The organism is Streptomyces sp. NBC_01260 (assembly GCF_036226405.1).
Taxonomy (GTDB): domain Bacteria; phylum Actinomycetota; class Actinomycetes; order Streptomycetales; family Streptomycetaceae; genus Streptomyces; species Streptomyces laculatispora.
This window is the reverse complement of the sequence record NZ_CP108464.1, coordinates 1,098,596-1,121,608: the sequence shown is the minus strand read 5'-3', so window position 1 is coordinate 1,121,608 and position 23,013 is coordinate 1,098,596. Positions and strand designations below refer to the sequence as shown.

Here is a 23,013-nt window from a genome sequence, read left to right as displayed (position 1 = left end):
GGATGCGCTTAATGGCGCACGTCCGGTTCTGAGGGGGGCCCGGCGCAGTAATGCGTCGGGCCTACCCGACAGATCGGCCTGGCCTGCCTGGACCCTCGGTGGGCGGGTGGCCGTCCCCGCCTGCTCAGCGATGACGACGAGGACTTCGTCGTCCAGATGGCCACCACCCGCCCCACCAAGCTCGGCCAGCCCTTCACTCGCTGGTCGCTACGCAAACTCGTCGCCTACCTGCGCACAGTCCACGGCCGAGTGATCCGTATCGGCCGCGAGGCGTTACGCGGCCTGCTCGCCCGCCGTGGAGTCACCTTCCAGCGCACCAAGACCTGGAAGGAATCCACCGACCCCGACCGCGAGGCGAAGCTGGACCGGATCGAGCACGTCCTGGGCCGTTTCCCCGACCGGGTCTTCGCGTTCGACGAGTTCGGCCCACTCGGTCGGCGACGACATGTTGTGGGGCGTCAACCGCCGCAAGAAAGGTGCCGCGAACACGCTGGCCGCACTCAAGTCGATCCGCGCCGCCCGGCCCGACGGCGCCCCCATCTACGTGATCCTGGACAACCTGTCCGCCCACAAAGGCACCGACATCCGCCGCTGGGCTACAAAGCACAAGGTCGAGCTGTGCTTCACCCCGACCTACGCCTCTTGGGCCAACCCCATCGAGGCCCACTTCGGACCGCTGAGGCAGTTCACCATCGCCAACTCCAACCACCCCAACCACACCGTGCAGACACGAGCCCTGCACGCCTATCTACGCTGGCGCAACGCCAACGCCCGCCACCGCGACGTCCTGGCCGCCGAACGCAAGGAACGCGCCCGCATACGAAGCGAGGAGGGCATCCGTTGGGGCGGACGCCCCCTCAACACCGCAGCCTGACCAACCACGAACTTACGCAGCCACAGCGCATCATCGGTTCGCTCGTGGCCAAGCGCGGACGACCGAAGCGTTGTGAAGATGATCTCGGGTGGGCAGACCCGGAGCCCCGAACGGGGCCGGTTCAGGAGAAGGGCGGCGCCAGAGGAGAATGACTCAGGAGGCGGACGGCTCGATCTCCCCCGCGAAGACGATGACCTGGTCGATGAGGCTCCGCCGCAGATGGACGACGTCCGTTCCCGCCAGGCGGGGGCCTCCATCCGGCGTCGTGAAGACCCACTGGTACCGGGCCCACTCGTCCGGCATGTCCACCGCCGAACAGCGCACCATCGTGCCGGTCCCCGCAGGGTGGCGCCGGATGTCCAGCACGAACCGCTCGACCGCCTCGATCCCCTCACTGCGGCCCAACGGTCCCCAGAAGACCACGTCCGAGGTTAGGGCCTGGGAGAGCAGCGCAGTCACATAGCTGTCGTCCGAGGCGTTGAACGCGGAGATGAACGTGTCGATCGCGGATCGCGCGGTCTCTTCCTGCATGCACCAGTAATACCACTCGCCTCGCGGACCGCGCTCGTCCCGTGAGCCGTCTCCCGACCACGGTGAACCATCCCGGTCACAGCACTAGGCGCTTTGACTGCACAGGTTCGCCGGGACGCATGGCCTGCGGACGAGCCGACCACGGCCTCCTACGCCAACGCGTACTGAGGTTCCCCCTGCTGGCTGGACAGCTTGATACTGGGACGGATGGTCCCGGAGGAAGCAGTCACAGGTAGTGAGCAAGAAGAGCAACATGAGTAAGCGGTACACGTCCGAGTTCAAGCGGGACGCGGTCGCCTTGGCGTTGTCCTCGGAGAAGACGGTCACCGAGGTTGCGAGGGATCTGGGCGTGAGTCCGGAAGGGCTGCGCGGGTGGGTCAAGCAGGCGAAGGTCGACCGAGGTGAGGGGCCCGCGGGGGCTTTGACCAGTGCGGAGCGTGAGGAGCTGGTCCGGCTGCGGCGGAAGGTCCGCGAGCAGGAGGCCACGATCGAGGTGCTGGGAAAAGCGACCGCCTTCTTCGCTCAGGACAAGATGAGGTAGACACCGCGGCACGGTGTCGTTTCATCGATGCGGAGAAGGCATCGGAGGGTAATCCTGCAGGTCACAGCGTTGCGTTTCTGTGCCGTGTGCTGGGAGTGCCCCGTTCCGCCTACTACGCGCACAGGATGTCACGGCCGGCCCGGACGGTGCGGGAGCGGGCCGAGGAGGTGCTGGTGGGCGAGATCCGGGTGCTCCACGCCGGATCTCGTGGTGCCTACGGGGCCCCGCGGATCCACGCCGTCCTGCGGCGGGCCGGGCGGGCGGTGAACTCCAAGAAGGTCGAGCGGCTGATGCGCAAGCACCGGATCGCCGGGATCACCCGCCGTCGGCGTCGGGGCCTGACCCGGCAGGCAAAGCGGGCGGTGTTCGCCTCGACCTGATCGACCGGGACTTCACCGCGCCCCGGCCTGGAATGCGGCTCGTCGGTGACATCACCGAACTCGTGACGCGGGAGGGGGAGTTGTATCTGGCGACCTGTATCGATCTCGCGACGCGGGAGGTGGTCGGATGGGCGATGGCCGATCATCACCGCGCCGAGCTGCCGGTCGATGCCCTGTGGATGGCGGCCGGCCGTGGCGGCCTGGAGCACGGTTGCATCATGCATACGGATCGCGGCAGCGAGGGCGGATTCAACCGGTTGTCGCAACACCTCCGGGATCGAGATGTTGCGACGACCGGTTGAATCCGCCCTGCGACGCGGCATCGGAATGATGTATCAACTCGCCCTGCTGGTAAAGGTGTTCGTCGCGGTCGCGCTGCCACAGGGCCATGTCCAGGGCGTCCAGGACGAGCTTGGTCTCCTTCGATGTGGCGGCGGACCAGCCGACGATCCGGCGGGAGAACGTGTCGACGACGAAGGCGACGTAGACCACTCCCGACCAGGTATTGACGTAGGTGAAGTCCGCGACCCAGCGCCGATTGGGCGCCGGCGCGACGAACTTGCGGTCCAGCAGGTCCGGGGCCCGCTCGGCGGAGCTGTCCGCGATCGTGGTGATGACCTTCTTCCCGCGGACGGCGCCGGCGACGCCGAGTTCGCGCATGAGGCGCTCGACGGTGCACCGCGCCACCGTGTGGCCCTGCCGGTGCAGCTCACGCCAGACCTTCCTGGCGCCGTAGACACGAGAATTGGCCTCGTGGACCTCGGTGATCAGGTCCTTGAGGGCGGCATCGCGCACCTGCCGGGCTGAGGGGGCGGTCGCGCGTTTCTTCGCCGCGTAGTAGGTGGAGGGGGCGATCTTGCAGTCGTGCCCGGTGAGCACGACTGCAGATCGGCTCGACACCGCCGAAGCGGGCCCGGTGCTCGTCGATGAACTCTACGAGCGTGTACGTGGCCGGTCGAGCTCGGCCGCGAAGAAAGACGCCGCCGCCTCCAGGATTTCGTCGGCCCGCTTCAGCTCGGCGATCTCCTTCTTCATCGCCTTGATCTGCGCGAACTCCTCCGTGGTCGTCCCCGGCCGCTGCCCGGAGTCGATCTCCTCGCGCTTGACCCAGTTCCGCAACGTCTCGGCCGAGCCGATGCCCAGCTTCTGGGCGACCGCCCTCAGCGCGGCCGACTCGTTCGGATAGTCACCACGGACCTCGGCGACCATACGAACCGATCGTTTGCGCAGCTCAGGGGGGGGCAGGAGGAAAGGTCTCCACGTACAGTGCGGTGGCGAGGGTGTCCAGCTCTGTCTTCACACACTGACGTTGGACGCCCTCGCCCCATGCGTGCAGCCGGTCCCTGAAATCGATCAGTCGGCGGCGACCTCCGTGTTCTGGCAGGCGGTCAGCAACCAGCGGCCGTCATCATGCTTGGACATCACGTACAGCGGAGCCCCCTCTCTCGTCGCCCGGGGCCAGGTAGAGCTGCCGAACCTTGACCGCCGCGACGTCCGGGCGAATGAAGAACACGTGGACCACCTCGTAGGTGACCTTGCCGTCCCAGTTCGTCGCCGGGAGGACCTTGCGGGTGAACTCCGAGATCGCGCCGAGCCCTATGAGAACCTTGCCGCCGCCCGTCGTCCAGACCGCGTCGGGGTGGAAGAGGGCAAGGAACTCATCGGGGTTCTTGTGCTGCTGTGAGTGCTCGACGGTGGCTACGACCTGTCCGATGGCTTCGACGTCTGCGGCGTGCGCCGTGGATTCCGTGTTCATGTGAACCACGGTGCTGGCTCAAGCGCGGTTGAGGTCAAAAGGTGATCGGTCCAAGGTGCCGGCGGCGCGATTCGGCGGGGGCATCGGCTGAGGACGTGCACCCGGCGGCGCTATCGCCCGCGTCCGGCAGCGAATTCTCGCGCTGCGGGCCGTCATGTGGCGTAACGACCAGACCGACAACCCGATCTTCGCTCACTCAGTGCCTGCAGCCACTGACCCCTTGGAATCGATCATCTAAGGGCGTGCAGAGCATTAACTTGCGTGTTGTAGCCCTTGACACCGCTGCTCAAGCAGGGTGTTCGACAGCAAGTTGTTTACCGGCACGCCCTTAGTCCGGGATGGTGCAGCGAATTCCGTGGCGTCGCAGGTAGGCGCGCGGCGGGTGGCTGCACGTGAAGGACAACGGACGAGCCGACAACGGCCCGAACGTCGTGGCTTCGCGTCAGTCCGCGGTGCGTGCCGCGTCGCGCAGTCTGCGCCATGTGCGTACGACGGACGCCAGTCCGGCGCGCTTGGCGCCGAGTGCGCCGGCCTCCCAGTCCCGGGCCGTCCCGGCGAATGTCTCCGCCCGTGTCGCCTGGACCTGTTGCCGTGCCTGTGCTGCCCGCGCGGCGAGTCGCAGGTCCCCTGGTTCGACCGTGGCGAGCTTCGCCCGGACATGGCTGAGCAGTGTGGCGCAGGCGTCTGCGATCGCGGCTTCCCCCAGCGGGCGCGCAGGGACGTCCAGCCCATCGGTCAAGCACCGTTCCAGGGCTGTCCGCAGGTCCTGCAGGGAGAGGTCGCGGATCGTCAGCGACAGGTGGGCGGAGAGTCCGGCTTCGCCCACCGCGCGGTGGGCGAAGCCCCGCGGGATATAGAGCACGTTGCCGGGCTCGAGGACGCTGTGCAGGAGTTGGGGCGAGTGCTCGTCGTCCGGCAGCTCGCCCAACGACCAGTCCGCCGTCGTCGGCGCGCCGTGGACGTACCAGGTCTTGCGTCCGGCCACTTGGAGGGCGAACACGTCGGCGTCGTCACGGTGTATTGCGAGGCCCTGACCGTCAGCGGGTGTGACGAAGAAGAACGCCTCCACGCGCCGGTCGAGTTCCCCGGACAGCCGCGTCACCAGGTCGCCCGTGGGGCGGTGCCACTGGTCGACATGTCGCAGCAGCAGCGTCGCCCCGGCGCGCAGGAGTGCGACGACCTTCGCGCGGTCGGCGAAGCCGTGGTGCGTTGTGCCGTTCACCACGCGGGACGTGGTGTACGCATCGGCCGGGACGGTGACCTTGTTGGAGCGGACCATCTCCAGGTAGGGCGTGCGCAGCAGCCCTGAGTCGAAGGCGGCGTCCAACTCGTCGAGGTCGAACGGCGAGGCGAGTGTCTGCGGCGTGAAGACCGCGGGCTCGCGCTGCCACTGGTGGCTGGTGAAACTCTTGACGTCGCCGACCCAGTCGGCCAGCGTGGGCGATTCCATGGCGTTTCCCGTGGTGTCAGGGTGTTCGGTACTCGCGGGCCGGCGGCGTCCGTCCGGAACGAGGGCGGGTGCGGGCTCCCCGGCGGGAGCGGTCCTGCGCGGTGGCCGCGTTGCCCTTGCCGGCATCTGTGGGCGGCGCCAGGACGTCGCGCCGGGTCATGCCCCGGTTTCCGCGTCGAACCGCACGGAGAGCAGGGAGCGCAGGGGGACGTGGGTCTCCTGCTGCAGGCCGCGAATGACGAGCCGGTTGTCGAAAGCGACGGTCAGCAGGCGTTCGGCCAGGGGTACAACCAGGTGCTTGGCCCAGCAGCGGGCACCGTCGAACCCGAACGGCATGAACGCGGGCGTCTTCTCGGGATCCGCCACCCCGGCCCACCGCTCGGGCCGGAACTCCATCGGATCGGACCAGTAACCCGGGTGACGATGCATCAAGAGGGGGAAGAGCGCGACGTTGTCCTCGGGGCGGATCTCGGGGTGCAGTCCGGTGTACGCCTCCCCGCCCGTCCGGTACAGCATCCACGCGGGCGGGAGCAGCCGCAGCGTCTCCCACAGAACGGCAGTGAGGTCGCCGCGGGCTTCCTCTTGTTCCCGCGCCGGCCCCAGGAGCCACAGTGCGTTGCCGGCCAGTGCGGCCACGCCGTCGCAGAGGGTGGCTGTCGCTCGCCGGTACATGGCGATGGCCTGCCTGCGCTCTTGGGTGTCGGAAGCGCTGCGGATCTGCTCGGCCAGCGCGGTGCGCTCGTGCCCGCCTCCGTGCTCCGGCCAGACGGTGATGGCACGGTCGACGATCCGAGAGAGCGTGTGGGAGCGCGTGACGCGACGTTTCGACAACAGGGAGACCGGCAGGGGGTCGGACGCGAAGAGCCACTGGCGCAGGTAGGAGGTGGCCGCGTAGGGCCAGGCGCCGTTCAGCCCTCGCGCCGGGGGCGGCGGAGTGCGGATGCCCTCCATGACGTCCTGCCCCAGAGCACGGATCGTCCGTGTCGCGCTGTCATGGGGAATCTCGACTCCCGCCGCGGGCTTGTAGACCGAGCGCTCCGTTGACAGGACAGGGCGCGCCGCGACGACTTCGGCCATCAGGTCGCAGTCGGAGACGCCGACCGTGGTCGCGTCGATCCGGAACACTTTCTCTTCCCTGGCCAGCAGGTCCTGAATCCGCGGGGCGTACACGATGGAATGGCCGCGAACTTCCGCCGGTGCCGCTTCTTCCACGAGAATCGCGCCTCCATTGAAAATGGCAATTAAATGGGTTCCCCGCGGCGGGCGGAGAATTCCAGACATTGAGCGGGCGGGACCGTGCGTTGTGCCGCGGCCCGGCCTGCGGCAGGACCTGATACGGTCTCGGCCGCCACGGACCGCGAAAACCGGAGATACACCCAAGCGTTGGCGGGGGGAAACGACATGGTCGCTTCCCCCCGCCAACGAAAGGTGAATTAGATGACGTGCAGAACCCACGCGTGGTTGGCGAGGTCCTCGTCCTTCTTGAACTTCCTCACAAGTGCCTTGATCTTCTTCATGACTACTCCATTTCCTGGATTACGGGCGAGACCGGAATCGCGCCCGTGCCATAATCGAAAGAGGCTGTCTTCCCCCACCGGGGGATCAGCACCATTTCAGCTGACGCTTACGTCCTCCTAACGTTTCGCTAACGTTTCGCGTGGGCCCTCGCCGCTTTGACGCGGCGTCACCTCGCTGGGGCTGGTGTGACGGATCAGGTCGTACGGGGTGACCTGGCTCTTCTCGGTATGGCGGAGCGGGGGCGTGGAGCGGGTGGCTGACGGGCATGCCGCGGCCGACGGGTGGCTGCACGTGGTCGTCGTGGCCCGGACCGGCGTCCTCTCCGGCCGCCGGGCCGGCTGTGGTCCGATCGGCGCCCGCAAGTCGTCGTCCACGATCACGGCCGGTTGTGCCACCGCCCCGGCGGCCGACTTCTCGCACCCGACGCGGTCAACCAGGACGTTTCGGTAAGTTCGTCTGACGACTACGCCGGTCAGGTAAGCGGCCACGACCATTGGAAGCGCGTCACGTTATGCCGACGGCGGACTACTGGGCGTGACTGCTACGTATGTGGGCATGTACCCCAGATCGCATCCCGCCTCGCCCAGACAGCGCGCGCCGCGTGCACGCACTGCCCGACTGGCAGCAGGGGCCATGGCCCTTGTCGTCAGCACGGGGGCTTTCCTGGCGCTGGACGTCGGCGCGCAGGCTCAGCCCCGTGCCGCGGGCTCGCCGCTGGTCAATGAGACGTTCACGCAGGCCACGGCTCCGGACTTCACGGGTGTGGGGTCGGCCTGCCTCACCGGCGCGCCGGCCGCTGCCCTGCCCGGCCCGGGGGATCACCCGCTGGGTGGCTGCCCCGAAGGCGTGGGCCCGGTGCCGCCTCCCAACGGTGCACCGCACGGATACCTCCGGCTGACGGACGCGTCCAACGACCAGTCCGGGGCCGTCCTCTACAACAACGCGCTGCCCGCCAACCAGGGCATCGACGTGACGTTCGACCAGTGGCAGTACGGCAGTACGACCCCGGCCCACCCCGCCGACGGCATCTCGTTCTTCCTCGTGAACGGCGACGGTGCGCTGACCCACCCGGGCGCCTTCGGCGGGAGCCTCGGCTATGCGCAGAAGCTTCCCGACGACGACCCCACCGCCACGTTTCTGCCCGGCGTGGACCGTGGCTACCTGGGCGTGGGCCTCGATGTCCTCGGGAACTACTTCGGCGACTGGGAGCACCGTGGCAACGGCTGCGCCACCCGCTCGCCGGCAGGGACAGGGTTCCGCGTCCCCGGTCCCGGCGCCAACATGGTCACGGTGCGCGGCCCCGGCGACGGGACCGAGGGCTACTGCTTCCTGACCGCGACCACCAGCAACTTCACCACTACCGGGCCGTGGCCGTCCACGCTTCCCGGACAGTTGCAGGGGCCGCTGACCGCGCTGCCCCCCGGGGCCACCCCGGCCCAGGCCGAGGCCGCCCTCGAACCCTCGCGTCGGCGGGTCCATGTGGAGCTCACTCCGTCACCGAGCCCGGTGCTCACCGTGTCGGTCGACTTCAACGACGGCACCGGCTCACACGAGGTGCTCAGCACGCCCGCTCCGCAGCCCGTGCCCCCCACCTACAAGTTCGGATTCGCCGGCTCCACGGGCGGGTTCACCGACGTCCACCTCATTCGCAACGTGGTCGTCTCCAGCAACCAGCCCCTTCCGCAGCTGAACCTCGTCAAGCAGGTCAGGCAGCCGTTGCCCGGTGATCTGGTGGCCGGATCACAGGTGCCCTACGACTTCGTGGTCACCAACTCCGGGACGACCAACATCACCGGTCTCGCCGTCACCGACCCCAAGGTCGGCCCGGTCTCGTGCCCCACGACCACGCTCGCGAGCGGTCACACGGTCACCTGCACCGCCACCTACACCGTGACGGCCGCCGACGTGACCCACGGTTCCATCGACAACACGGCCACCGCGACGGGCACCTCGAACGGCCAGACCGTCACCTCACCACCGTCCTCCCAGAGCGTGCCGATCGAACGGCCGGCCGGCATCACCGTGGAGAAGAAGGCGCAGACACCGGGCCCCTACTCGGTCGGCCAGACAGTCACCTTCACCTACGACGTCAGTAACACCGGTGGCGCGGAGCTGACCGACGTCCACGTGATCGACGATCACGTCGACGGCATCACCTGTGACTCGACCACCCTGGCTCCGGCAGAGAGCCCGGGCGACAGCACCACGTGCAGCGGCACGTACACGATCACCGCTGCCGACGGTACGGCCGGCTCCGTCACCAACACCGCCACGGCGGCCGGTACCGCGGACGGGCAGACGATCACCTCTCCCCAGACGCAGCTGACGCTCCCGGTCGGCGCGCCGCACATCAAGCTGAAGAAGCGGGTCATCACGCCCGGCCCGTACAAGGTCGGGACGAAGGTGCAGTACTCCTACACCGTCACCAACACCGGCAGCACCGCCCTGCACGACGTGCTGGTCAGCGACGACCGGGTCGCCAACGTCACCTGTGACGCGACCACGCTGGCACCCGGTGCCAGTACGACCTGCCACGGTACGTACACGATCAGCCAGGCTGACGCCAACGCGTGCAAGAAGACCAGGGCAGGCGGCAGCGGCAAGGGCTGCGCCGTCACCAACGTCGCGGTCGCGGCGGGAACCGACCCGCAGGGCAACCAGATCGCCAGCGAGCCGGCAACGGTCACCATCACCCTCAGCAACGCGCGGCCCCCGCACCACAAGCCCCCGCACCACAAGCCCCCGCACAAGAAGCCTCCGCACAAGAAGTCCTATGGCCAGGACGGAACGGACAGCCTGAAGCAACTCTGACGGCCAGCAGGAACCCTGACGGTCAGGGAGCTCTGCCTCACGGCTACTCATCTCGTGCCCCGCACCCGAACATCTGGTGCGGGGCACTTGCTTTGCATCCGCCTACTCCCATGGAGCTCGCACCACGATCACGGACGGGTTTTCTTGAGGCGTCGCCAGCAGATGAGGCTGCAGGCGAGGGAGATGAAGGCGTCGTGGAGTTCGGTGCGGCGGTGCCGGCGGACTGCGGGGCGTCTGACGTGGTGGAGCAGGGGTTGGAGTCGTAGCTCGTGTCTCCGAGGAGGGGCGTCGGGTCTGATATGAGCCGCGCATGGCTCAAAGGCGTTCTGAATCGCGCGAACGCTCGGTAGGCAGCGCGCCACTCGCGCTCGGCCTCTACGAGGTCGTCTGGGAGGCTCTGCGCTCGGCCTTCTCGTCCACCGTGGTGACGTCGGTCGGATCCCACCCGTCTCCGCAGGTGAGGTGATCCAGGAGTTCCTGCAGCACGGGGGCCGGTGTGGCGCCGGTCGCGGTGAGGACCCGTGCGCGGTCGGAGACGGGGATCTCGTAGGCGGCCACGGGCCAGGCGGTTTCGCGGGCGGGGGCCTCGTGGACGGGCTCGATGCGCAGGGTCTGGTCTTCGTGAATTGTGTGGGTGGTCTCGTCGGACCGGGTTCGCCACTTCTGCCAGGTGCGGTGCGTGTCCAGGAACGCGTTGAGCAAGGTCGACAAGGGCGTGGAGGTCGGCTACGGCTGGGACATCTACAACAACACGTGCTGAGAGTCCCGCCGGTCCCGCGGCGCCCCGTCCCCGGAACTCCGGTGGTGGGGAGCCGCGTTGTAGAGTCTGTGAACATCCCGGGAATGCCTCACCGCGCATGTAGCGCACCCGAGAAGGCGTTTCTCCCGGTTCCACCACGTACCCCTGGGGGCGTTGTCTTCTGTGGAACCCGGCCGCGCAATGCCCGCACGCGCCAAACGCGCACGCCGGCTCGCGGCCTGCACCGCACTCGTTCTCTCCGCCGGCATGGTGCTGGCCGCCCCGGGCCTCGGCCGACGGCCAGTCGCCCGCGCCGGTCGGCACCGCACCCGAGGCCGGCGCCCAGCCGACCCTCACACTCCCCGAGCGCCCCGCGAAGAAGTCGGGCGCCAAGGGTGTCGAAGGTGCGAAGGCGGCGGTCATTCCCGCCAAGCCGCGCCTCGATGTGAACGGCGACGGCTACAGCGACCTCATGTACCGGGGCCTGGACGGCGTCCTGTACGTCAACGCGGACTCGTCCGGCGCTCACCCGTACACGATCAACAGCAGCGACCGGAACGAGATGTTCAAGGACATCATCACGCCGGGCGACCTCGACGGCAGCGGGAAGCCCGAGGTCCTCACGCTGTCGGCGTCGGGCAAGCTCTCTCTTCACCAGAGCCAGGGCCCGGAGGGTACCGGCCACGTCTCCTGGTCCGGTAACGGCTGGCAGGTCTACAGCAAGGTCTTCTCGCCCGGCGACCTGGACGGCGACGGCATCGGCGACCTGCTGGCGCGCACGACCTGGGGCGGCCTCTCCACGTACAAGGGGACCGGCAACGTCGGCTCCACGCCCTTCAAGAAGTATGCCGAAGCTCCTGACAGGAACTGGCACCGGTACGACCAGATCGTCGGTGCCAACGATGTCAACGGCGACGGAATCGGTGACGTCTTCGCCCGTACCCCGGCCGGTGACCTGTACTTCTACGCCGGCACAGGCGACACCGCGAAGCTGTTCAAGCCGCACGTGAAGGTCGGCCACGGCTTCGGCATCCACAACCAGCTCGTCGGTGCCGACGACATCGACGGCGACGGGCTCAGCAGGGGACGTATGGGCCGTGAAGGTCTGAGGAGGATCCGGGATGCTGCCGGTGCTGGGATTCCTGGAGGGAAACGGCCGACCCCGGGTGCTCGCCGATGGCTCGGCCGACGCCGGGGTGGCGAGGAGCTTGGTGCGCGGGGCCGACGGAACCGGGTAACGTCTTGGGCATGTTCTTCCAGACCCCGATTTACGAGTGAGCGCGTGATGGGCCCCTGCTGACGTCCTTCGACGTCGCCGCCCGTCCCTCACCGATGAATCCGTAGATCACTCCACTTCATTCCGGGAGAACCCGTGACCGTGAGCAAGAACATCAACAACCCCGTGGGCATGGGCGGCGGCCAGCGCAAGAGGCTGTCCCGCGCCGAGCGGCAGAACAACGGTCCGCACCGCAATCTCGACCGCCAGGGCGCCGCCGACCAGAAGGCGGAGCTGGTGCGCAAGATGCGCGAGAAGACAGGCGCAGCCGAGGACGCCGGGCAGACGGGCGACGACACCGCCCAGAGCTGACGCACCGCCGCCGCAGGGCGGCACCTCACGGGGGCAGGGCCCTGCCCCCGTACCGGGGCCCTGCTGCCGCACCGGGCGCGGCCGGTCACGCTCAGCTCTCGGCCGACCACCCGCGTCATCAGGCATCTGCCGGACTGTGTGGCGGCGCGCGTCACGCAGTGCTTCTGCCCTCGACCACAGCAGTCGGGGGCAGAAGTGTTTCCGGAGCCGGTCAGCCGGCCGTTGTCACTTTAGCGAGGGCCTTGTCGAGGTGCCGGTCGACGAGGGCCGGGGAGCCGGAGACGGCCAGCAGCACGCTGCCGTCGCGGATGGCGGTCTGCTTCACCACGGTGCCCTGCCCACCACTGGAGAAAGCCAGGAGCCGACTCCACCGCTCATCCCCGAGCCGCTCGGATGCGGCACTCCTTCACCACAGACGACGGCCTCGTACTGGTCTACCCATGGATGAGCGGCGAGGTTCTCTACCACCCGACTCGCTCACACCATGGAGGTCGGGCAGCTCCTGACAGCCCGATGGCACGGTTCAGGGCCCAGCCCCTTCCCCGAATCATGCCGCGCTGGAATCCGTCCTCTCTGCCCATCCGGCCGTGGAGGAAGCCGGATTTGTCGCAGTCGGCTTCTATGACAGATGCATGTTGTACGACCTCAACGAGCACCGCATGGTGCTGTGCGACTTGGACGAATACCGGGTGGGGCCCTTCGCTCGGGAGGCGGACCGGCTGCCCGGGTCGACGCGCTGCATGGCACCAGAGGAGTTCGTGCGCGGATCGCTGATCGACATCCGGACAACCGTGTTCGCCTTGGGCCGGGCGCTCCGTCTCCTCTTGGACGCCGGCGACGAGGAGAAGGAGTGGCGCGGGACACCTCAGTAACTGGAGGTCATCAGGACAGCGACTGCCACCGATCCAGAACGCCGGTTCTCCTCCGCCACTTCCTGGGCCAACACAGCATCCCCCGGCCGAAGCCCTGGCGGAACGCCAGCGACTGACCTCGATTACTACAAGATCCCCGACAGAATCAAGCGGGAACTCCCTTCGAAGGCTGCTTCCGGCCCGCTCAGGAGTGCCGGTGATAAGCCTTGTTGGCAATGCGCCAGCTGTCGTGGACGCGAACCAGCAGGAAGATGTCGGTGAAGGTGTCCGCGCCGTGCGAGAGCGTCAGGGTTGCGGTCGCCACGGTGCCGTGGACGTCGATGGCATCGATGCGGCGGGAGCGGGTCGGTTCGTCCGGGGCCGGCCGGCCTTGGAAGAGGGTGCAGTATTCGTCAACGGGCCAGGAGACGAGAGCGCCGTCCCGGACTCCCTCGATGTGGGCGGTGGGCAGGAACGCGTCACGGAAGTGGGAGGGGTCGCCGGTGGCATGTCCGCGGATGTAGGCGCGAAGCGGTTCGAGCACGGCGTCCTCCACGGCGGGGACCGTGGCGGCAACCGCGATGTCTGCCTCCTGGGCGGCTGGGGTGTCGGTCAGGCCGACTGCGCTGCGCAGGGGGGTGTGGGACGCGGCGGCCAGCAGAGCCATGTCCTTGGCCAGCGCACCGATGGTGAATTCGGCCGTGGCAGTACCCGGCTGGTCAGCGAGGAAGGGGCGTTTGCGGGTCACGAGGCCGCCGAGCTGGCCGAATTCGAGGACGTCCAGCACCTGGGCACGGGACAGGCCGAGGGCGTCGGCCTGCCGCAGTGAGTCACGCAGTGCGAGGACGGCGCCGGTGAGGCTGCTGTTGGCGATCAGCTTGAGGGCGGCGGCGGTGCAGGCGTCATCGACGTGCCGCACGGTGCCCAGCGATTCCAGGACCGGCCGGACTCGGTCGAGCGTGTCCTGGTCGGCGGCAGCAAGAATCTGCAGGGCACCGGCGGCGACAGCCGGAACGGAGCCGAGGACGGGCGCGTGGACGTAGGACGGGCCGAGTTGCCGGGCCAGCTCCGCCGCTTCGGCGGGGGCGATGGTGCTGGTGTTCAGCACGAGGGTGCCGGCCTGCAGCGAGTCGCGGACGTCGTCGAGGACCTGCCGGCAGGCCGGGCCGTCGAACAGTGCCAGGAGCACCAGGCCGGCCTTCGCCACAGCGTCGTTCGGGTCGCTGGTCGTCCTGACGGCTCCCGGCGTGCGCCCTGAACGGGTCCAGCCCACAACATCCCGGCCCTGGGCGGCAAGTCGTGCCGCGATCGCACCGCCCATGCGCCCCAGGCCGAGGACGGCGATCGTGTGTGATGTGGTCATGCACGCCACAGTGGTAGGCCGCGACACCTGCGACAAGCGCAGATGCCGCAGGGCACCCCTGCGGCATACGCATACCACCAGGTCATACTGGCGCCATGGATCTGACGGTGTGGCGAAGTTTCGTGACGGTGTGCCGTCTCGGGTCTCTGTCGGCGGCGGCTGCCGAGCTGAACCACACGCAGTCGGCCGTCTCCCGGCAGATCGCCGGCCTGGAGCGGCAACTCGGCGTGCCCCTGCTGGAGCGCCATGCACGCGGTGTGCGCCCGACACCGGCCGGTGAGGTGTTCCGGCGCCACGCCCTGGTCACGCTCAACGAGGCCGACCGCGCCGTTCGCGCCGTACGGGACGTTCGCGACGGGGCGTTCGGCCGACCACTGGCCGTCGGTGCGACACCTTCACTGGCCGCAGGGATCGTCCCCGAGGCGATCAGGGACCTGTTGAAGCACACCGGATCCATCCGGTGGAGCCTGCTGCCCGGCCTGAGCGAGCAGCTGCACCAGCGCGTGATCACGGGCGATCTCGACATCGCTGTCGTCACCGACGCACCACCCGGGGTTCCCCATGACCCGCGGATCGACCGGCGGTTCCTCGGGCTGGATGACATGGTCGTCGCACTACCAGTCGACCATCCGCACGCCGGGCGCGGTCCCGTGCACATCCAGACGCTGGCCGACCAGACCTGGGTCGAGGACAACGACGGCTCGGCGGCGCTTCTGCGCCGGCACGCCGCCCGCGCCGGGGTCGGCGCCCGCATCGACCTCGCCGCGGCCGATCTGCCCGGCAAGCTGGCCCTGGTCGCAACCGGTCACGCCATCGCACTGATCCCCGGGGTGCTGACGTGCGCACTGCGCAGCGACGTCACCACCGTGGGCCTCGTCGATCCCCCGACCCGGGGTATCTACGCGATCGGACCGCTCCGCGATCCCCATCCCTGCGCGACGCCCCTCCTCGACCGGCTCGCCACAGCTGTCGCATCGGCCCGTCCGCTCGGGTATCGGAGCTGAGCGTCGCCGCGTCCAGGTCAATGTCCGGTCACCGCCCTGTACGCGCACCTGCTGCTTTCCCTGATGGGCCTTCGCCCGGCGGAGGGCTGCGGGCTCTCCGTTGCACGATGCGGCCGCATGTGCATCGCCAACACGCGGACCCTGATAGGCAACCGCACTGTCGTGGAGAAGGACACAAAGAGCGTACGATGCTCGGTCTTCGGGAAGATGTCGGAGACCGACCAGGGCCTGTCGGCCGGCCTGCAGATCCACGCCGCCTACCCGCAACCCAGCCCGATCCCGCAGCAGCTCCTGCTCACCCTCGACAATCTGATCGCCGACGGTGTCGGTCCTGCGGCACGCGCTGCCCTCCTCACCCACACACGGCACAGCGCCTGAGCCGAAAGCGGGACTCTTCCAGGTGAGGTGAGGTGAGGTGAGGTGAGGGGCCGGCGCCTGCCGGCCCCTCGTACCACGCCTCCGGCCCACCGCTCGGCAGGGACGATGGCCGCCTGCCGGGTGGGCCGCTCCCGCCCCGGGCCACCTCGCTCAGCCCACCACCACCGGTGACGACCCGCCCGTCACGGCCACATGGGGTGCCCCGGTACCGTCTGCGGGGACGGTCCAGATGTCGCTCGCCCGGCCGGCCGCGCCCGGCAACGCGTAGGCGACCGTGCCGTCGTCCAGCCAGGCCGCCTGATCATCGACGCTGCGTGTCTCGGCGAGCGGCGTCTCGCGCATGGTCCGCAGATCGAGGACGTACAGCCGCCAGGGCGCGGCCGGGTCGTCGGAAACTTTCTTCTTGAAGGCGATCCGGGTGTTGTCCGGAGACAGTGAGGGACACTCGGCGTTCTGCCGCAGCGCCTTCGCCGACCAGTCCTCCATGTTCCCCTCGACGAGGTAGGTACGGCCCTTGGTGGAGACGGTCGCGTAGAAGCGCTTGTCGTCGCGGGCGAAGGTCACCCCCCAGTAGTTGACATCGGGGGCGTGGTAGCGGACACCGTCGATGGTGAGAGGGATCTCCTCCATGGACTTGATGAGGTAGCCGGTGCGCAGGTCGAGGACGGCGGTCCGCGTGGAGAAGGCGGTGGTGGCGTACGAGTCGCCGGTGGCGAACACCGTCCAGGACAGTATCTGTCCGGAGGCGGAGACGCGGGCGCGGGTGGGAACGCCCGGCACGGTGATCCGGCGCATCTCGCGCAGTCGCCGGTCGAGAACGATTGCGTATGTCTTCGGCAGCACCCCCGGCTTGGCGCGCAGGCAGAGCGCGGTATCACCTGAGGCGTAGAACCGGTCGCAGGCGGGGCCGCCGGGGGTGCGGGCGCCGGGGGTTCCGGCGAGCGGCTTGTGCGCGACGCGTCCTGTGGCCGTGTCCCGGAAGTACAGCGCGGGCCCGTGGAGAGTGAACGAGGCGTCGGCGTCCGCTTGTTGCCGCGCCGATCGGTGGCTCGCATGCAGGGCGTACCCGACGGAGCCGCCCGTGAGGAGCAGCACCGCGGCCACCACGACGGCGATACGGGCCCGGGGGCCCATCGGGGTCGCGGGTCTCGGGAACCTGACACTCATGCGGTCCGCCTCTCGGGGATCGGGGCTCCCGGCCCCTCGTGGGCCGGGGTGCCGGACGGGTTGCGCGGCAGCAGCGCCCAGCCGCCCGCGAGCGCGGCGAGCAGGGCCGATATCGCGGCCCACAGCGCGGCGCGCGGCCCCCACACAGTCCACGCGGCGCCGAAGCCCGCCGCGGCGAGCATCCGAGCCAGCGCCTGGCCGGTCTGGAGCAGGGCGAGTCCGCCCGCCCTGCCGTAGGCGGGCAGCACCGGTCCGGCGAGGGCCATCAGTACCCCGTCGGTGGTTGCGTAGAAGACGCCGAGCAGCGCGAGGACGAGAGCAAGCAGGAGCGGGGCCGGGCCGCCGGTCGGGGCGAGGAGCGTGGCGTACACGCCGAGCAGCGCGACGTGGCCGTACAGGAACGGCAGCCGTCGGCCGACCCGGTCCGCGATCCGGCCCGCCGGGACCGCGAGCAGCAGATAGCACGCCGCCGCGCCGAGCGGCAGCAGCGGGAACCAGCCGACAGGGAGACCGAGGCAGCGTTGGAGCAGCAGGTAGACGAAGGCGTCACCGACGGTGGCGGCACCGAGCAGGGTGGCGGCTCCGAGGATCCGCCGGAAGTCGCGATCACGGAGTGCGCCAAATACGTTGCGTTTGGGCTGAATTGATTTCGTGGGTGGTGCCGGGTGGTGCCCGGGAACGTACAGGACGAGGAGCAGTACCCCGAGCAGGCCGACGCAGAAACTGGCGACGAACACGGCGTCGTAGGCGTCGGCGGTCGCCCAGAGCAGCGCGAACGCGGCGAGCGGGCCGAGCAGGGCGCCGGTGGTGTCCATCGCCCGGTGCACGCCGAAGGACCGGCCGAGCGCCTCGGGCCGGCTGCTCAGGGTGATCAGCGCGTCACGGGGCGCCGTACGGATACCTTTGCCGACCCGGTCGGTGGCGAGGGCAGCCGCGATCCCGGCGGTGGCGCCGCCCGCGAGCAGCAGGCCGAGCCGGGAACAGGCGGAGAGGGCGTAGCCGATCCCGGCGACCCGTTTGTGCCGGTGGCCACGGTCGGCGGCCTGTCCGCCGAGCAGCCGCACGACGGAGGCGGCGCCGTTGAACATGCCGTCCAGGAAGCCGAATTGGAGAGGTGAGAGACCGAGTCCGAGGACGAGGTAGAGCGGCAGCACCGCGGTGACCATCTCGGAGGAGATGTCGGTGACGAGGCTGACCGTGCCGAGTGCCAGGACGGTGCCGGGGACGCGTCGGACCGCCCCGCCGGTGCGGGGCGGGGCCGACGCGTCCCGGCGGCCTGTGGTCGCCAGATACATCAGTGGCAGGCGTACTTCGGGCTGGTGTCCTTGGCCTTGCCGTCGGTGCCGACGTAGCTCCAGCTGTAGCCGGAGTCGGTGAAGTCCAGTTTCAGAACGCCGTATTCACCGCTGATCCGCTTCTGACTGTTGGGCTGGACGTTCTCGATGGGGTACGGCTCGGCGCCGCCCATGCCGCCGACTATCTCGGTGATTCCGTCGGCGGTGGCCTTCCCGTCGGGGTTCTGCGGGGCGAACCGCTCGTAGTGGTGGTCGTGCCCGTTGAGCACGAGGTCGGCCTTGGCCCCGTACAGGATCTTCCAGACCGGCCTGCTGACCGGGTCGTTGCCGTGACCGCCAGAGGAGTACAGCGGGTGGTGCCAGTAGGCGGCGATGCACGCCTTGCTGTTCTTGGCGAGGTCGGCCTTCAGCCAGTCGGTCTGGGCGCTCTGGTCCAAGGAGTTGGAGTCGAGGGCGATGAAGTGCCAATTGCCCTCGTCGAAGCTGTAGTAGCTCTTCCCCTGCGGGTAGGCGATCGCCCCGAAGTACGTCTTGTAGCCGACCAGCGATCCGGCCGGGTCGTATGTCTCGTGGTTGCCCGGCACCGGGTGCGTCTTGTCCTTGAAGGCGCCCCAGGTCTTGTCGTAGTAGGCGCGGAAGTCGGCGATCCGGGCGTCGTCGTACTGGTTGTCGCCCATCGTCAGATAGAACTTCGGGTTGAGCTTCTGGGCCAGTGCGGCGGTCTTGGGGTGGGCGCAGTTGCTGTCGGACGCGGTGCACTGGGCGGCGATGTCACCTGCCGCGACCACGGTGAAGGCGCCGGTGGACGGGGGTCCGCCGTCGAGGGTGCCGTACACCTCGGCCTCGTACAGCGAGTAACCGTAGGAGGTGCCGCGCGCGGTGCCGTACACGCGCAGATAGCGACCCTTGCCCGAGAGGGCGGACCAGTCGTCGGAGCCGCCGTTGCCGGCCGTCTCGTCGGCGAGCCGCGACCAGGTGGTGCCGTCTGAGGAGATCTCGATCCGGTACGCCTTGGCGTACGCGGCCTCCCAACTCAGCTTCACCCGCGTGACGTCGGCGGTGGCACCGAGGTCGACGCCAATCCACTGCGGGTCCTTGCCCTCGGCGCTCGCCCAGCGGGTGGCCGGGTCGCCGTCGAAGGCGTTCTGCGGGCCGAAGCCGGATTCTTCGCTGGAAGACGCGGTGGCGGGCTTGCCACGCGAAATGAGAGGGTCGGCGGCGGCACCGGCCCGGTCGGGGTAGGCGAGCAACAAGCTGCCGACGAGCAGGAGTACGGCGGCGATGACCACGCCCACCGTGCGGCGCCGCGTGGGCGTGAGGAGCAAAGCTGAGCCATTCGGGTGCATCCCTGGACTCCTGGCCTTGGGGGTGGCGAGAGCTGGGCATCGGTGCGTGACGTCGTGTCCCCACCCGCGTGCGGGCAGGGGCGGCGTCACGGCGGCCGGGCCAGAGCTCTCACTGAGCGCGTCATGCCCACGGGAGTCAGGCATCGCGCCAAGCCGCCGCCCGGAATGCTAGCGAACAGTAAACTTTCCTACCAGTCCCCCAACTCCTCTTGTCTTGAACTCCGTTCGGCGCCGGCGCATCCGGCTACCGGTCCTGCAGCGGCCTCGGGGAGGGATGTCGCCGTACGCGGCCGGCGATGACGGTGCCGTCGTGGAGCCCGCACAGGTCGGTGACGGCGAAGAGGGGCTCGCCGCCACCCGCAAGGCCCCGCCGCGCGGGGTACCGGCAGAGGGCCGGCCTCGAAGGGTTCCTTCATGCCGACCTTGCTGCGGGAGTCCGGCGAACAAGCCTGCGAGCAACCACCTGAGGGGCCAACTCTGTCCTGCACGCCGACGATGGCCGGGTCCGCCGGGGCGCGTGACAGGCTCACCAGCGGGTCGTCCCGTTGCGCACGGGGCGGGCGGGCGGCCGTCAGGGGGCGACAGGAACGTTGCCGGAGCGGTCGTCGGCCGGCACCGGGCGGGGACGAGGTCCTGTCGGCCGAAACCTCGTGATCGCGGCCGGGCGCTCAGCTGATCGCCGGACTGCGGCGTTCGACGAGAACGACATCGCGCCACTGGCCTTGGTGGAGGCCGATGCGTTCGCGGGTGCCGATGACGCGGAACCCGGCCTTTGCGTGCAGTGCGAGGCTGGCTGTGTTCTCGGGGAAGATCCCGGACTGCACCGTCCAGATCCCGCTCGCATCGGTTGAAGCCAGCAGGGCGGTCAGCAATGCGAATCCCACGCCGCGTCCGCGGGCTTCGGGGCTGGTGTAGACGGAGTGCTCGACCACTCCGGCGTACGCGCAGCGGTCGGAGACCGGGACCACGGCGGCCCAGCCCAGGACGCGTGCCTGCTCGTTGAGGGCGACCAGGCGGTGCTCGGGCAGCTTGGCCGCGTCGAACTCCTTCCAGTCCGGGGCGGTGGTCTCGAAGGTGGCGTTGCACTCGTCGATGCCGAGCTGATAGATCGCCAAGACCTGTTCGGCATGCTCGGGCCGCATCGCCGTGATGCGCCCGCCTGTCGCCGGCGCGGCGCTGGTCATGCCGTCTCGATGCCGAGTTCGGCGAGCAGTCCGCGGATGCGCCGTTCGATCTCCTCCCGGACCGGGCGGATCGTCTCGACGGCGAGTTGGTTGATCCACAGCAGTACGTCGTCCGGGGCCTGGACCCGGGCTGTTTCGGTGGGGAACAGGAGCACGTCGATGGCGGCGACGGTAGGGATGGAGGCATCGGCGACGGCCAGGGCGCCGGCGTCCGCGCGGACGCCTGCCGCGGAGCGGCCGGCGGCCTGGCGGAGCATCTGCTCGGAGAGGTCGAGGCTGATCACGGTCGGGAAGACGGACGCGAGAAGGCGGGTGAACTGGCCGGCGCCGGTGCCGGTGCCGGCACCGGAGCCCAGTTCCAGGCAGGTGCTGTGGTGCAGGGGGCCGCCGCAGGTGAGGGCGTCGCGTACCGGGTCGTCGCGGCCGGTTGCCTGGGTGGTGTCCCGATCGGGGGCGAGCTGGTCGAACAGTCCGGCAAGGAAGGCAGCTCCGGCGGCCGTCCAGGCGCGTCGGCCGGCGGCCAGTTCGGGCGTGAAGGCGCGGAAGGCGGTCGCCGTTCCCTCGGGTGGGAGCGGCTTGCCGTCCGGGCTGGGCAGGATCCGGGGCAATGTGGCAGTCACGGGGATCAGTTGAGCATGGTGGGGGCGCGGGCGGATCGGCCCGGGGACGGAGCACCGGATCCACCCCCGGGTGGAGAGTGCGGGTGGTGGTCAGCGGCGGTGGCCCCCGTGCGGTCCTCCGGGGCCCTGGCGCGGGCCGGTGTGCTGGTGGGCTGAGTGGTCGTGTTCTGTGGTGGGGGAGCCTCCCATCATGCGGAGCATCGAGATGCCGCCGCTGCGGAAGAACCGGGTGAGGAGGGCGGCAGCCAGGATGAGAAAGGCGATGTTGAGCCAGGTCGTGTAGTTCCAGGTGACGCCCTCCATGGGGATCACGGCGTCGGCCCGGTCGGGGATGAGGCCCAGGCCGCCGAAGGTGAACTCCACGATGTAGCCGGCGACGACCATGGAGAGGTAGAACGTGCCGAGGAGGAAGAGCGTCATCTTTGTGCCGTAGTACTTCCGGTAGATGTTGAGGATCGGCAGGATCAGCAGGTCGGCGAAGACGAACGCGACGACTCCGCCGAAGCTGATGCCGCCCTTCCACAGGACGACCGCGAGCGGCACGTTGCCGATCGAGCAGACGAACGAGGCGATCGCGACCAGCGGGCCGATCAGCGGGCCCCACAGCTTGGATGCCAGCGGGTGGCCGTCGAAGAAGAACGTGCGCCAGAAGGAGTCCGGCACCCACGCGGCGATGGCGCCGGCGATGAGCAGGCCGATCACCAGGTCGCGCAGGATCGCCGCCCACTCCATGACGAAGACTTGGCTCGTGGAGGTGAAGCCCTCGCGAGAGAACAGCCGGCGGGCGAAGGAGCCCTCCCGCTGGACGGACATGTCCATCGCCGCGTGACCCTCCATCGAGCCGGCGAGCCCGCGTGCTGCCTGTTCGCGGGCCTGGCGCAGGAGCTTGTCGCGCAGGAAGAGCCGGAACAGCACTGCCAGCACGACGATCATGATGGGGCCGCCGACGAACTCCGCCGCGGTGAACTGCCAGCCCATCAGCAGAGCCAGGATGACACCGAGTTCGACGACGAGGTTGGTGGAGGCGATCTCGAAGGCCATCGCGGCGGTGAAGTTCGCGCCCTTGCGGAACAGCGAGCGGGCCAGGGCCACAGCCGCGTAGGAGCACGAGGACGAGGCGGCGCCGAGACCGGCGGCAATGGCCAGGGTGCGGGGGAGGTCGTCGCCGAGCAGGGAGACGACGGTGGACTTACGGACGACGGCCTGCACGACGGCGGACAGGGCGAAGCCCAGGATCAGGGCCCAGGTGATCTCCCAGGTCATGGAACCGGCGATCGACAGTGCGTGCAGTACGGCGTGGATCATCCCGGAAGCCTTACGAGAAGAGCACGGCACGGGCCCCACCGACACGTCGCACCTACGCGGTACGGCGCGGCGGGCTGGGCGCGGGGCACCACATGGCGGACGTCGCATCACTGGCCGAGAGCGTGGACGCGGCACGACCGGCGGTGAGCCGGCATCTGGCCCGGCTGAGAATGCCGGGTCTGGTGACCACTCGTAAGGAAGGCCGCCCGGTGATCTACGCGCTGACCGACGGACACCTGCGGCGCCTCGTCCCGGAAGCGCTCGATGTGGCCGACCACCGGCTGACCGGGCGCGCACCCCACGCGTGAAGGA

Annotated in this window: 22 protein-coding genes and 4 pseudogenes; 11 read left to right on the top strand and 15 right to left on the bottom strand. The window is 69.1% G+C overall.

Translation table 11 applies throughout. The features are described from left to right. Nucleotides 1–69 precede the first annotated feature (69 nt). Nucleotides 70–874: pseudogene (locus OG322_RS05030) on the top strand (transposase); the annotation flags it as partial. Between the two features lie 153 nt (nt 875–1,027). Here OG322_RS05030 and OG322_RS05025 read toward each other — a convergent pair. Further along, complete coding sequence (locus tag OG322_RS05025) at nt 1,028–1,405, bottom strand: nuclear transport factor 2 family protein (protein WP_024757633.1); 378 nt, start codon at nt 1,403–1,405, stop codon at nt 1,028–1,030. Between the two features lie 253 nt (nt 1,406–1,658). On the opposite strand from OG322_RS05025, the gene OG322_RS05020 reads away from it, so the two are divergent. The 3 genes from OG322_RS05020 to OG322_RS05010 all read left to right on the top strand — a co-directional run bounded on the left by OG322_RS05020 (nt 1,659) and on the right by OG322_RS05010 (nt 2,628). Then, nucleotides 1,659–1,946 carry a transposase gene (locus OG322_RS05020; protein WP_123463749.1) on the top strand — a complete coding sequence of 96 codons (288 nt, stop codon included), beginning with the start codon at nt 1,659–1,661 and terminating at the stop codon, nt 1,944–1,946. A 125-nt stretch (nt 1,947–2,071) separates the two neighbouring features. Then, entirely contained in the window at nt 2,072–2,326 is a 255-nt protein-coding gene (locus OG322_RS05015; protein WP_329306098.1) for an IS3 family transposase, read from the top strand. A 32-nt stretch (nt 2,327–2,358) separates the two neighbouring features. Beyond that, nucleotides 2,359–2,628 (top strand): DDE-type integrase/transposase/recombinase, encoded by a 270-nt coding sequence (locus OG322_RS05010; RefSeq protein WP_329306097.1) that lies wholly within the window; start codon nt 2,359–2,361, stop codon nt 2,626–2,628. Here OG322_RS05010 and OG322_RS05005 read toward each other — a convergent pair. The 5 genes and pseudogenes from OG322_RS05005 to OG322_RS04985 form a co-directional block, all read right to left on the bottom strand. Continuing rightward, a complete protein-coding gene (locus OG322_RS05005; RefSeq protein WP_329306096.1) occupies nt 2,576–3,226 on the bottom strand; it encodes an IS3 family transposase in 651 nt (216 codons plus the stop codon). The two genes, OG322_RS05010 and OG322_RS05005, sit on opposite strands and share 53 nt — an antisense overlap. 33 nt (nt 3,227–3,259) lie before the next feature. After that, complete coding sequence (locus tag OG322_RS05000; protein WP_124285575.1) at nt 3,260–3,535, bottom strand: transposase; 276 nt, start codon at nt 3,533–3,535, stop codon at nt 3,260–3,262. A 144-nt stretch (nt 3,536–3,679) separates the two neighbouring features. After that, nucleotides 3,680–4,082 (bottom strand): annotated as a pseudogene (locus OG322_RS04995) (SgcJ/EcaC family oxidoreductase). Between the two features lie 442 nt (nt 4,083–4,524). Then, the gene (locus tag OG322_RS04990) at nt 4,525–5,532 is read right to left on the bottom strand and encodes a JmjC domain-containing protein (RefSeq protein WP_185095480.1); all 1,008 of its coding nucleotides are present in this window, start codon (nt 5,530–5,532) and stop codon (nt 4,525–4,527) included. A gap of 156 nt (nt 5,533–5,688) precedes the next feature. Then, nucleotides 5,689–6,813, bottom strand: a complete 1,125-nt coding sequence (locus OG322_RS04985) for a cytochrome P450 (protein WP_123463763.1) — start codon at nt 6,811–6,813, stop codon at nt 5,689–5,691. Between the two features lie 870 nt (nt 6,814–7,683). Between OG322_RS04985 and OG322_RS04980 the strand changes: the two genes are divergently transcribed. Further along, nucleotides 7,684–9,861 carry a DUF7507 domain-containing protein gene (locus tag OG322_RS04980; RefSeq protein WP_329306095.1) on the top strand — a complete coding sequence of 726 codons (2,178 nt, stop codon included), beginning with the start codon at nt 7,684–7,686 and terminating at the stop codon, nt 9,859–9,861. A gap of 375 nt (nt 9,862–10,236) precedes the next feature. On the opposite strand, the gene OG322_RS04975 is transcribed toward OG322_RS04980, so the two are convergent. Continuing rightward, nucleotides 10,237–10,572 carry a DUF317 domain-containing protein gene (locus tag OG322_RS04975; protein ID WP_311316971.1) on the bottom strand — a complete coding sequence of 112 codons (336 nt, stop codon included), beginning with the start codon at nt 10,570–10,572 and terminating at the stop codon, nt 10,237–10,239. 500 nt (nt 10,573–11,072) lie between these two features. Between OG322_RS04975 and OG322_RS04970 the strand changes: the two genes are divergently transcribed. Together OG322_RS04970 and OG322_RS04965 are read left to right on the top strand one after the other, a co-directional pair. Further along, nucleotides 11,073–11,900 (top strand): FG-GAP repeat domain-containing protein, encoded by an 828-nt coding sequence (locus tag OG322_RS04970; protein ID WP_329306094.1) that lies wholly within the window; start codon nt 11,073–11,075, stop codon nt 11,898–11,900. A gap of 72 nt (nt 11,901–11,972) precedes the next feature. Next, entirely contained in the window at nt 11,973–12,188 is a 216-nt protein-coding gene (locus OG322_RS04965; protein WP_185095481.1) for a DUF6243 family protein, read from the top strand. A 211-nt stretch (nt 12,189–12,399) separates the two neighbouring features. On the opposite strand, the pseudogene OG322_RS41495 reads toward OG322_RS04965, so the two are convergent. Beyond that, nucleotides 12,400–12,579: pseudogene (locus tag OG322_RS41495) on the bottom strand (hypothetical protein); the annotation flags it as partial. A gap of 241 nt (nt 12,580–12,820) precedes the next feature. Between OG322_RS41495 and OG322_RS04960 the strand changes: the two are divergent. Further along, a complete protein-coding gene (locus OG322_RS04960; protein ID WP_185095482.1) occupies nt 12,821–13,060 on the top strand; it encodes a hypothetical protein in 240 nt (79 codons plus the stop codon). Nucleotides 13,061–13,244: 184 nt separating this feature from the next. On the opposite strand, the gene OG322_RS04955 is transcribed toward OG322_RS04960, so the two are convergent. After that, nucleotides 13,245–14,402, bottom strand: coding sequence for a nuclear transport factor 2 family protein (locus tag OG322_RS04955; protein ID WP_124285581.1), 1,158 nt, complete (start codon nt 14,400–14,402; stop codon nt 13,245–13,247). 95 nt (nt 14,403–14,497) lie between these two features. On the opposite strand from OG322_RS04955, the gene OG322_RS04950 reads away from it, so the two are divergent. Next, nucleotides 14,498–15,406: a LysR family transcriptional regulator gene (locus tag OG322_RS04950; protein WP_123463774.1), complete on the top strand. Its 909-nt coding sequence runs from the start codon at nt 14,498–14,500 to the stop codon at nt 15,404–15,406. 117 nt (nt 15,407–15,523) lie between these two features. Then, entirely contained in the window at nt 15,524–15,784 is a 261-nt protein-coding gene (locus tag OG322_RS04945; RefSeq protein ID WP_185095483.1) for a hypothetical protein, read from the top strand. Between the two features lie 150 nt (nt 15,785–15,934). On the opposite strand, the gene OG322_RS04940 is transcribed toward OG322_RS04945, so the two are convergent. The 6 genes from OG322_RS04940 to OG322_RS04915 all read right to left on the bottom strand — a co-directional run bounded on the left by OG322_RS04940 (nt 15,935) and on the right by OG322_RS04915 (nt 22,698). Beyond that, entirely contained in the window at nt 15,935–16,951 is a 1,017-nt protein-coding gene (locus tag OG322_RS04940) for a TolB family protein (protein ID WP_206432419.1), read from the bottom strand. Beyond that, nucleotides 16,948–18,246, bottom strand: coding sequence for an MFS transporter (locus OG322_RS04935; RefSeq protein ID WP_124285582.1), 1,299 nt, complete (start codon nt 18,244–18,246; stop codon nt 16,948–16,950). Before OG322_RS04935 ends, OG322_RS04940 begins: the two co-directional genes overlap by 4 nt. After that, a complete protein-coding gene (locus OG322_RS04930; protein ID WP_123463780.1) occupies nt 18,246–19,592 on the bottom strand; it encodes a discoidin domain-containing protein in 1,347 nt (448 codons plus the stop codon). Before OG322_RS04930 ends, OG322_RS04935 begins: the two co-directional genes overlap by 1 nt. Nucleotides 19,593–20,260: 668 nt before the next feature. Then, nucleotides 20,261–20,776, bottom strand: coding sequence for a GNAT family N-acetyltransferase (locus OG322_RS04925; protein ID WP_123463782.1), 516 nt, complete (start codon nt 20,774–20,776; stop codon nt 20,261–20,263). Next, entirely contained in the window at nt 20,773–21,396 is a 624-nt protein-coding gene (locus OG322_RS04920; protein WP_329306093.1) for a methyltransferase domain-containing protein, read from the bottom strand. Before OG322_RS04920 ends, OG322_RS04925 begins: the two co-directional genes overlap by 4 nt. A 90-nt stretch (nt 21,397–21,486) precedes the next feature. Continuing rightward, the gene (locus tag OG322_RS04915; protein WP_124286106.1) at nt 21,487–22,698 is read right to left on the bottom strand and encodes a permease; all 1,212 of its coding nucleotides are present in this window, start codon (nt 22,696–22,698) and stop codon (nt 21,487–21,489) included. A 98-nt stretch (nt 22,699–22,796) separates the two neighbouring features. Between OG322_RS04915 and OG322_RS04910 the strand changes: the two are divergent. Next, nucleotides 22,797–23,009 (top strand): annotated as a pseudogene (locus tag OG322_RS04910) (helix-turn-helix domain-containing protein); the annotation flags it as partial. Nucleotides 23,010–23,013 lie beyond the last annotated feature (4 nt).

Excerpts from the sequence above, each read along its gene's own strand:
- OG322_RS05025 (WP_024757633.1), bottom strand. The coding sequence starts at position 1,405 with ATGCAGGAAGAGACCGCGCGATCCGCGATCGACACGTTCATCTCCGCG.
- OG322_RS05020 (WP_123463749.1), top strand. The coding sequence starts at position 1,659 with ATGAGTAAGCGGTACACGTCCGAGTTCAAGCGGGACGCGGTCGCCTTG.
- OG322_RS05015 (WP_329306098.1), top strand. The coding sequence starts at position 2,072 with ATGTCACGGCCGGCCCGGACGGTGCGGGAGCGGGCCGAGGAGGTGCTG.
- OG322_RS05010 (WP_329306097.1), top strand. The coding sequence starts at position 2,359 with ATGCGGCTCGTCGGTGACATCACCGAACTCGTGACGCGGGAGGGGGAG.
- OG322_RS05000 (WP_124285575.1), bottom strand. The coding sequence starts at position 3,535 with ATGGTCGCCGAGGTCCGTGGTGACTATCCGAACGAGTCGGCCGCGCTG.
- OG322_RS04990 (WP_185095480.1), bottom strand. The coding sequence starts at position 5,532 with ATGGAATCGCCCACGCTGGCCGACTGGGTCGGCGACGTCAAGAGTTTC.
- OG322_RS04985 (WP_123463763.1), bottom strand. The coding sequence starts at position 6,813 with ATGTCTGGAATTCTCCGCCCGCCGCGGGGAACCCATTTAATTGCCATT.
- OG322_RS04980 (WP_329306095.1), top strand. The coding sequence starts at position 7,684 with ATGGCCCTTGTCGTCAGCACGGGGGCTTTCCTGGCGCTGGACGTCGGC.
- OG322_RS04970 (WP_329306094.1), top strand. The coding sequence starts at position 11,073 with ATGTACCGGGGCCTGGACGGCGTCCTGTACGTCAACGCGGACTCGTCC.
- OG322_RS04960 (WP_185095482.1), top strand. The coding sequence starts at position 12,821 with ATGTTGTACGACCTCAACGAGCACCGCATGGTGCTGTGCGACTTGGAC.
- OG322_RS04955 (WP_124285581.1), bottom strand. The coding sequence starts at position 14,402 with ATGACCACATCACACACGATCGCCGTCCTCGGCCTGGGGCGCATGGGC.
- OG322_RS04950 (WP_123463774.1), top strand. The coding sequence starts at position 14,498 with ATGGATCTGACGGTGTGGCGAAGTTTCGTGACGGTGTGCCGTCTCGGG.
- OG322_RS04945 (WP_185095483.1), top strand. The coding sequence starts at position 15,524 with ATGTGCATCGCCAACACGCGGACCCTGATAGGCAACCGCACTGTCGTG.
- OG322_RS04940 (WP_206432419.1), bottom strand. The coding sequence starts at position 16,951 with ATGAGTGTCAGGTTCCCGAGACCCGCGACCCCGATGGGCCCCCGGGCC.
- OG322_RS04935 (WP_124285582.1), bottom strand. The coding sequence starts at position 18,246 with ATGTATCTGGCGACCACAGGCCGCCGGGACGCGTCGGCCCCGCCCCGC.
- OG322_RS04930 (WP_123463780.1), bottom strand. The coding sequence starts at position 19,592 with ATGCACCCGAATGGCTCAGCTTTGCTCCTCACGCCCACGCGGCGCCGC.
- OG322_RS04925 (WP_123463782.1), bottom strand. The coding sequence starts at position 20,776 with ATGACCAGCGCCGCGCCGGCGACAGGCGGGCGCATCACGGCGATGCGG.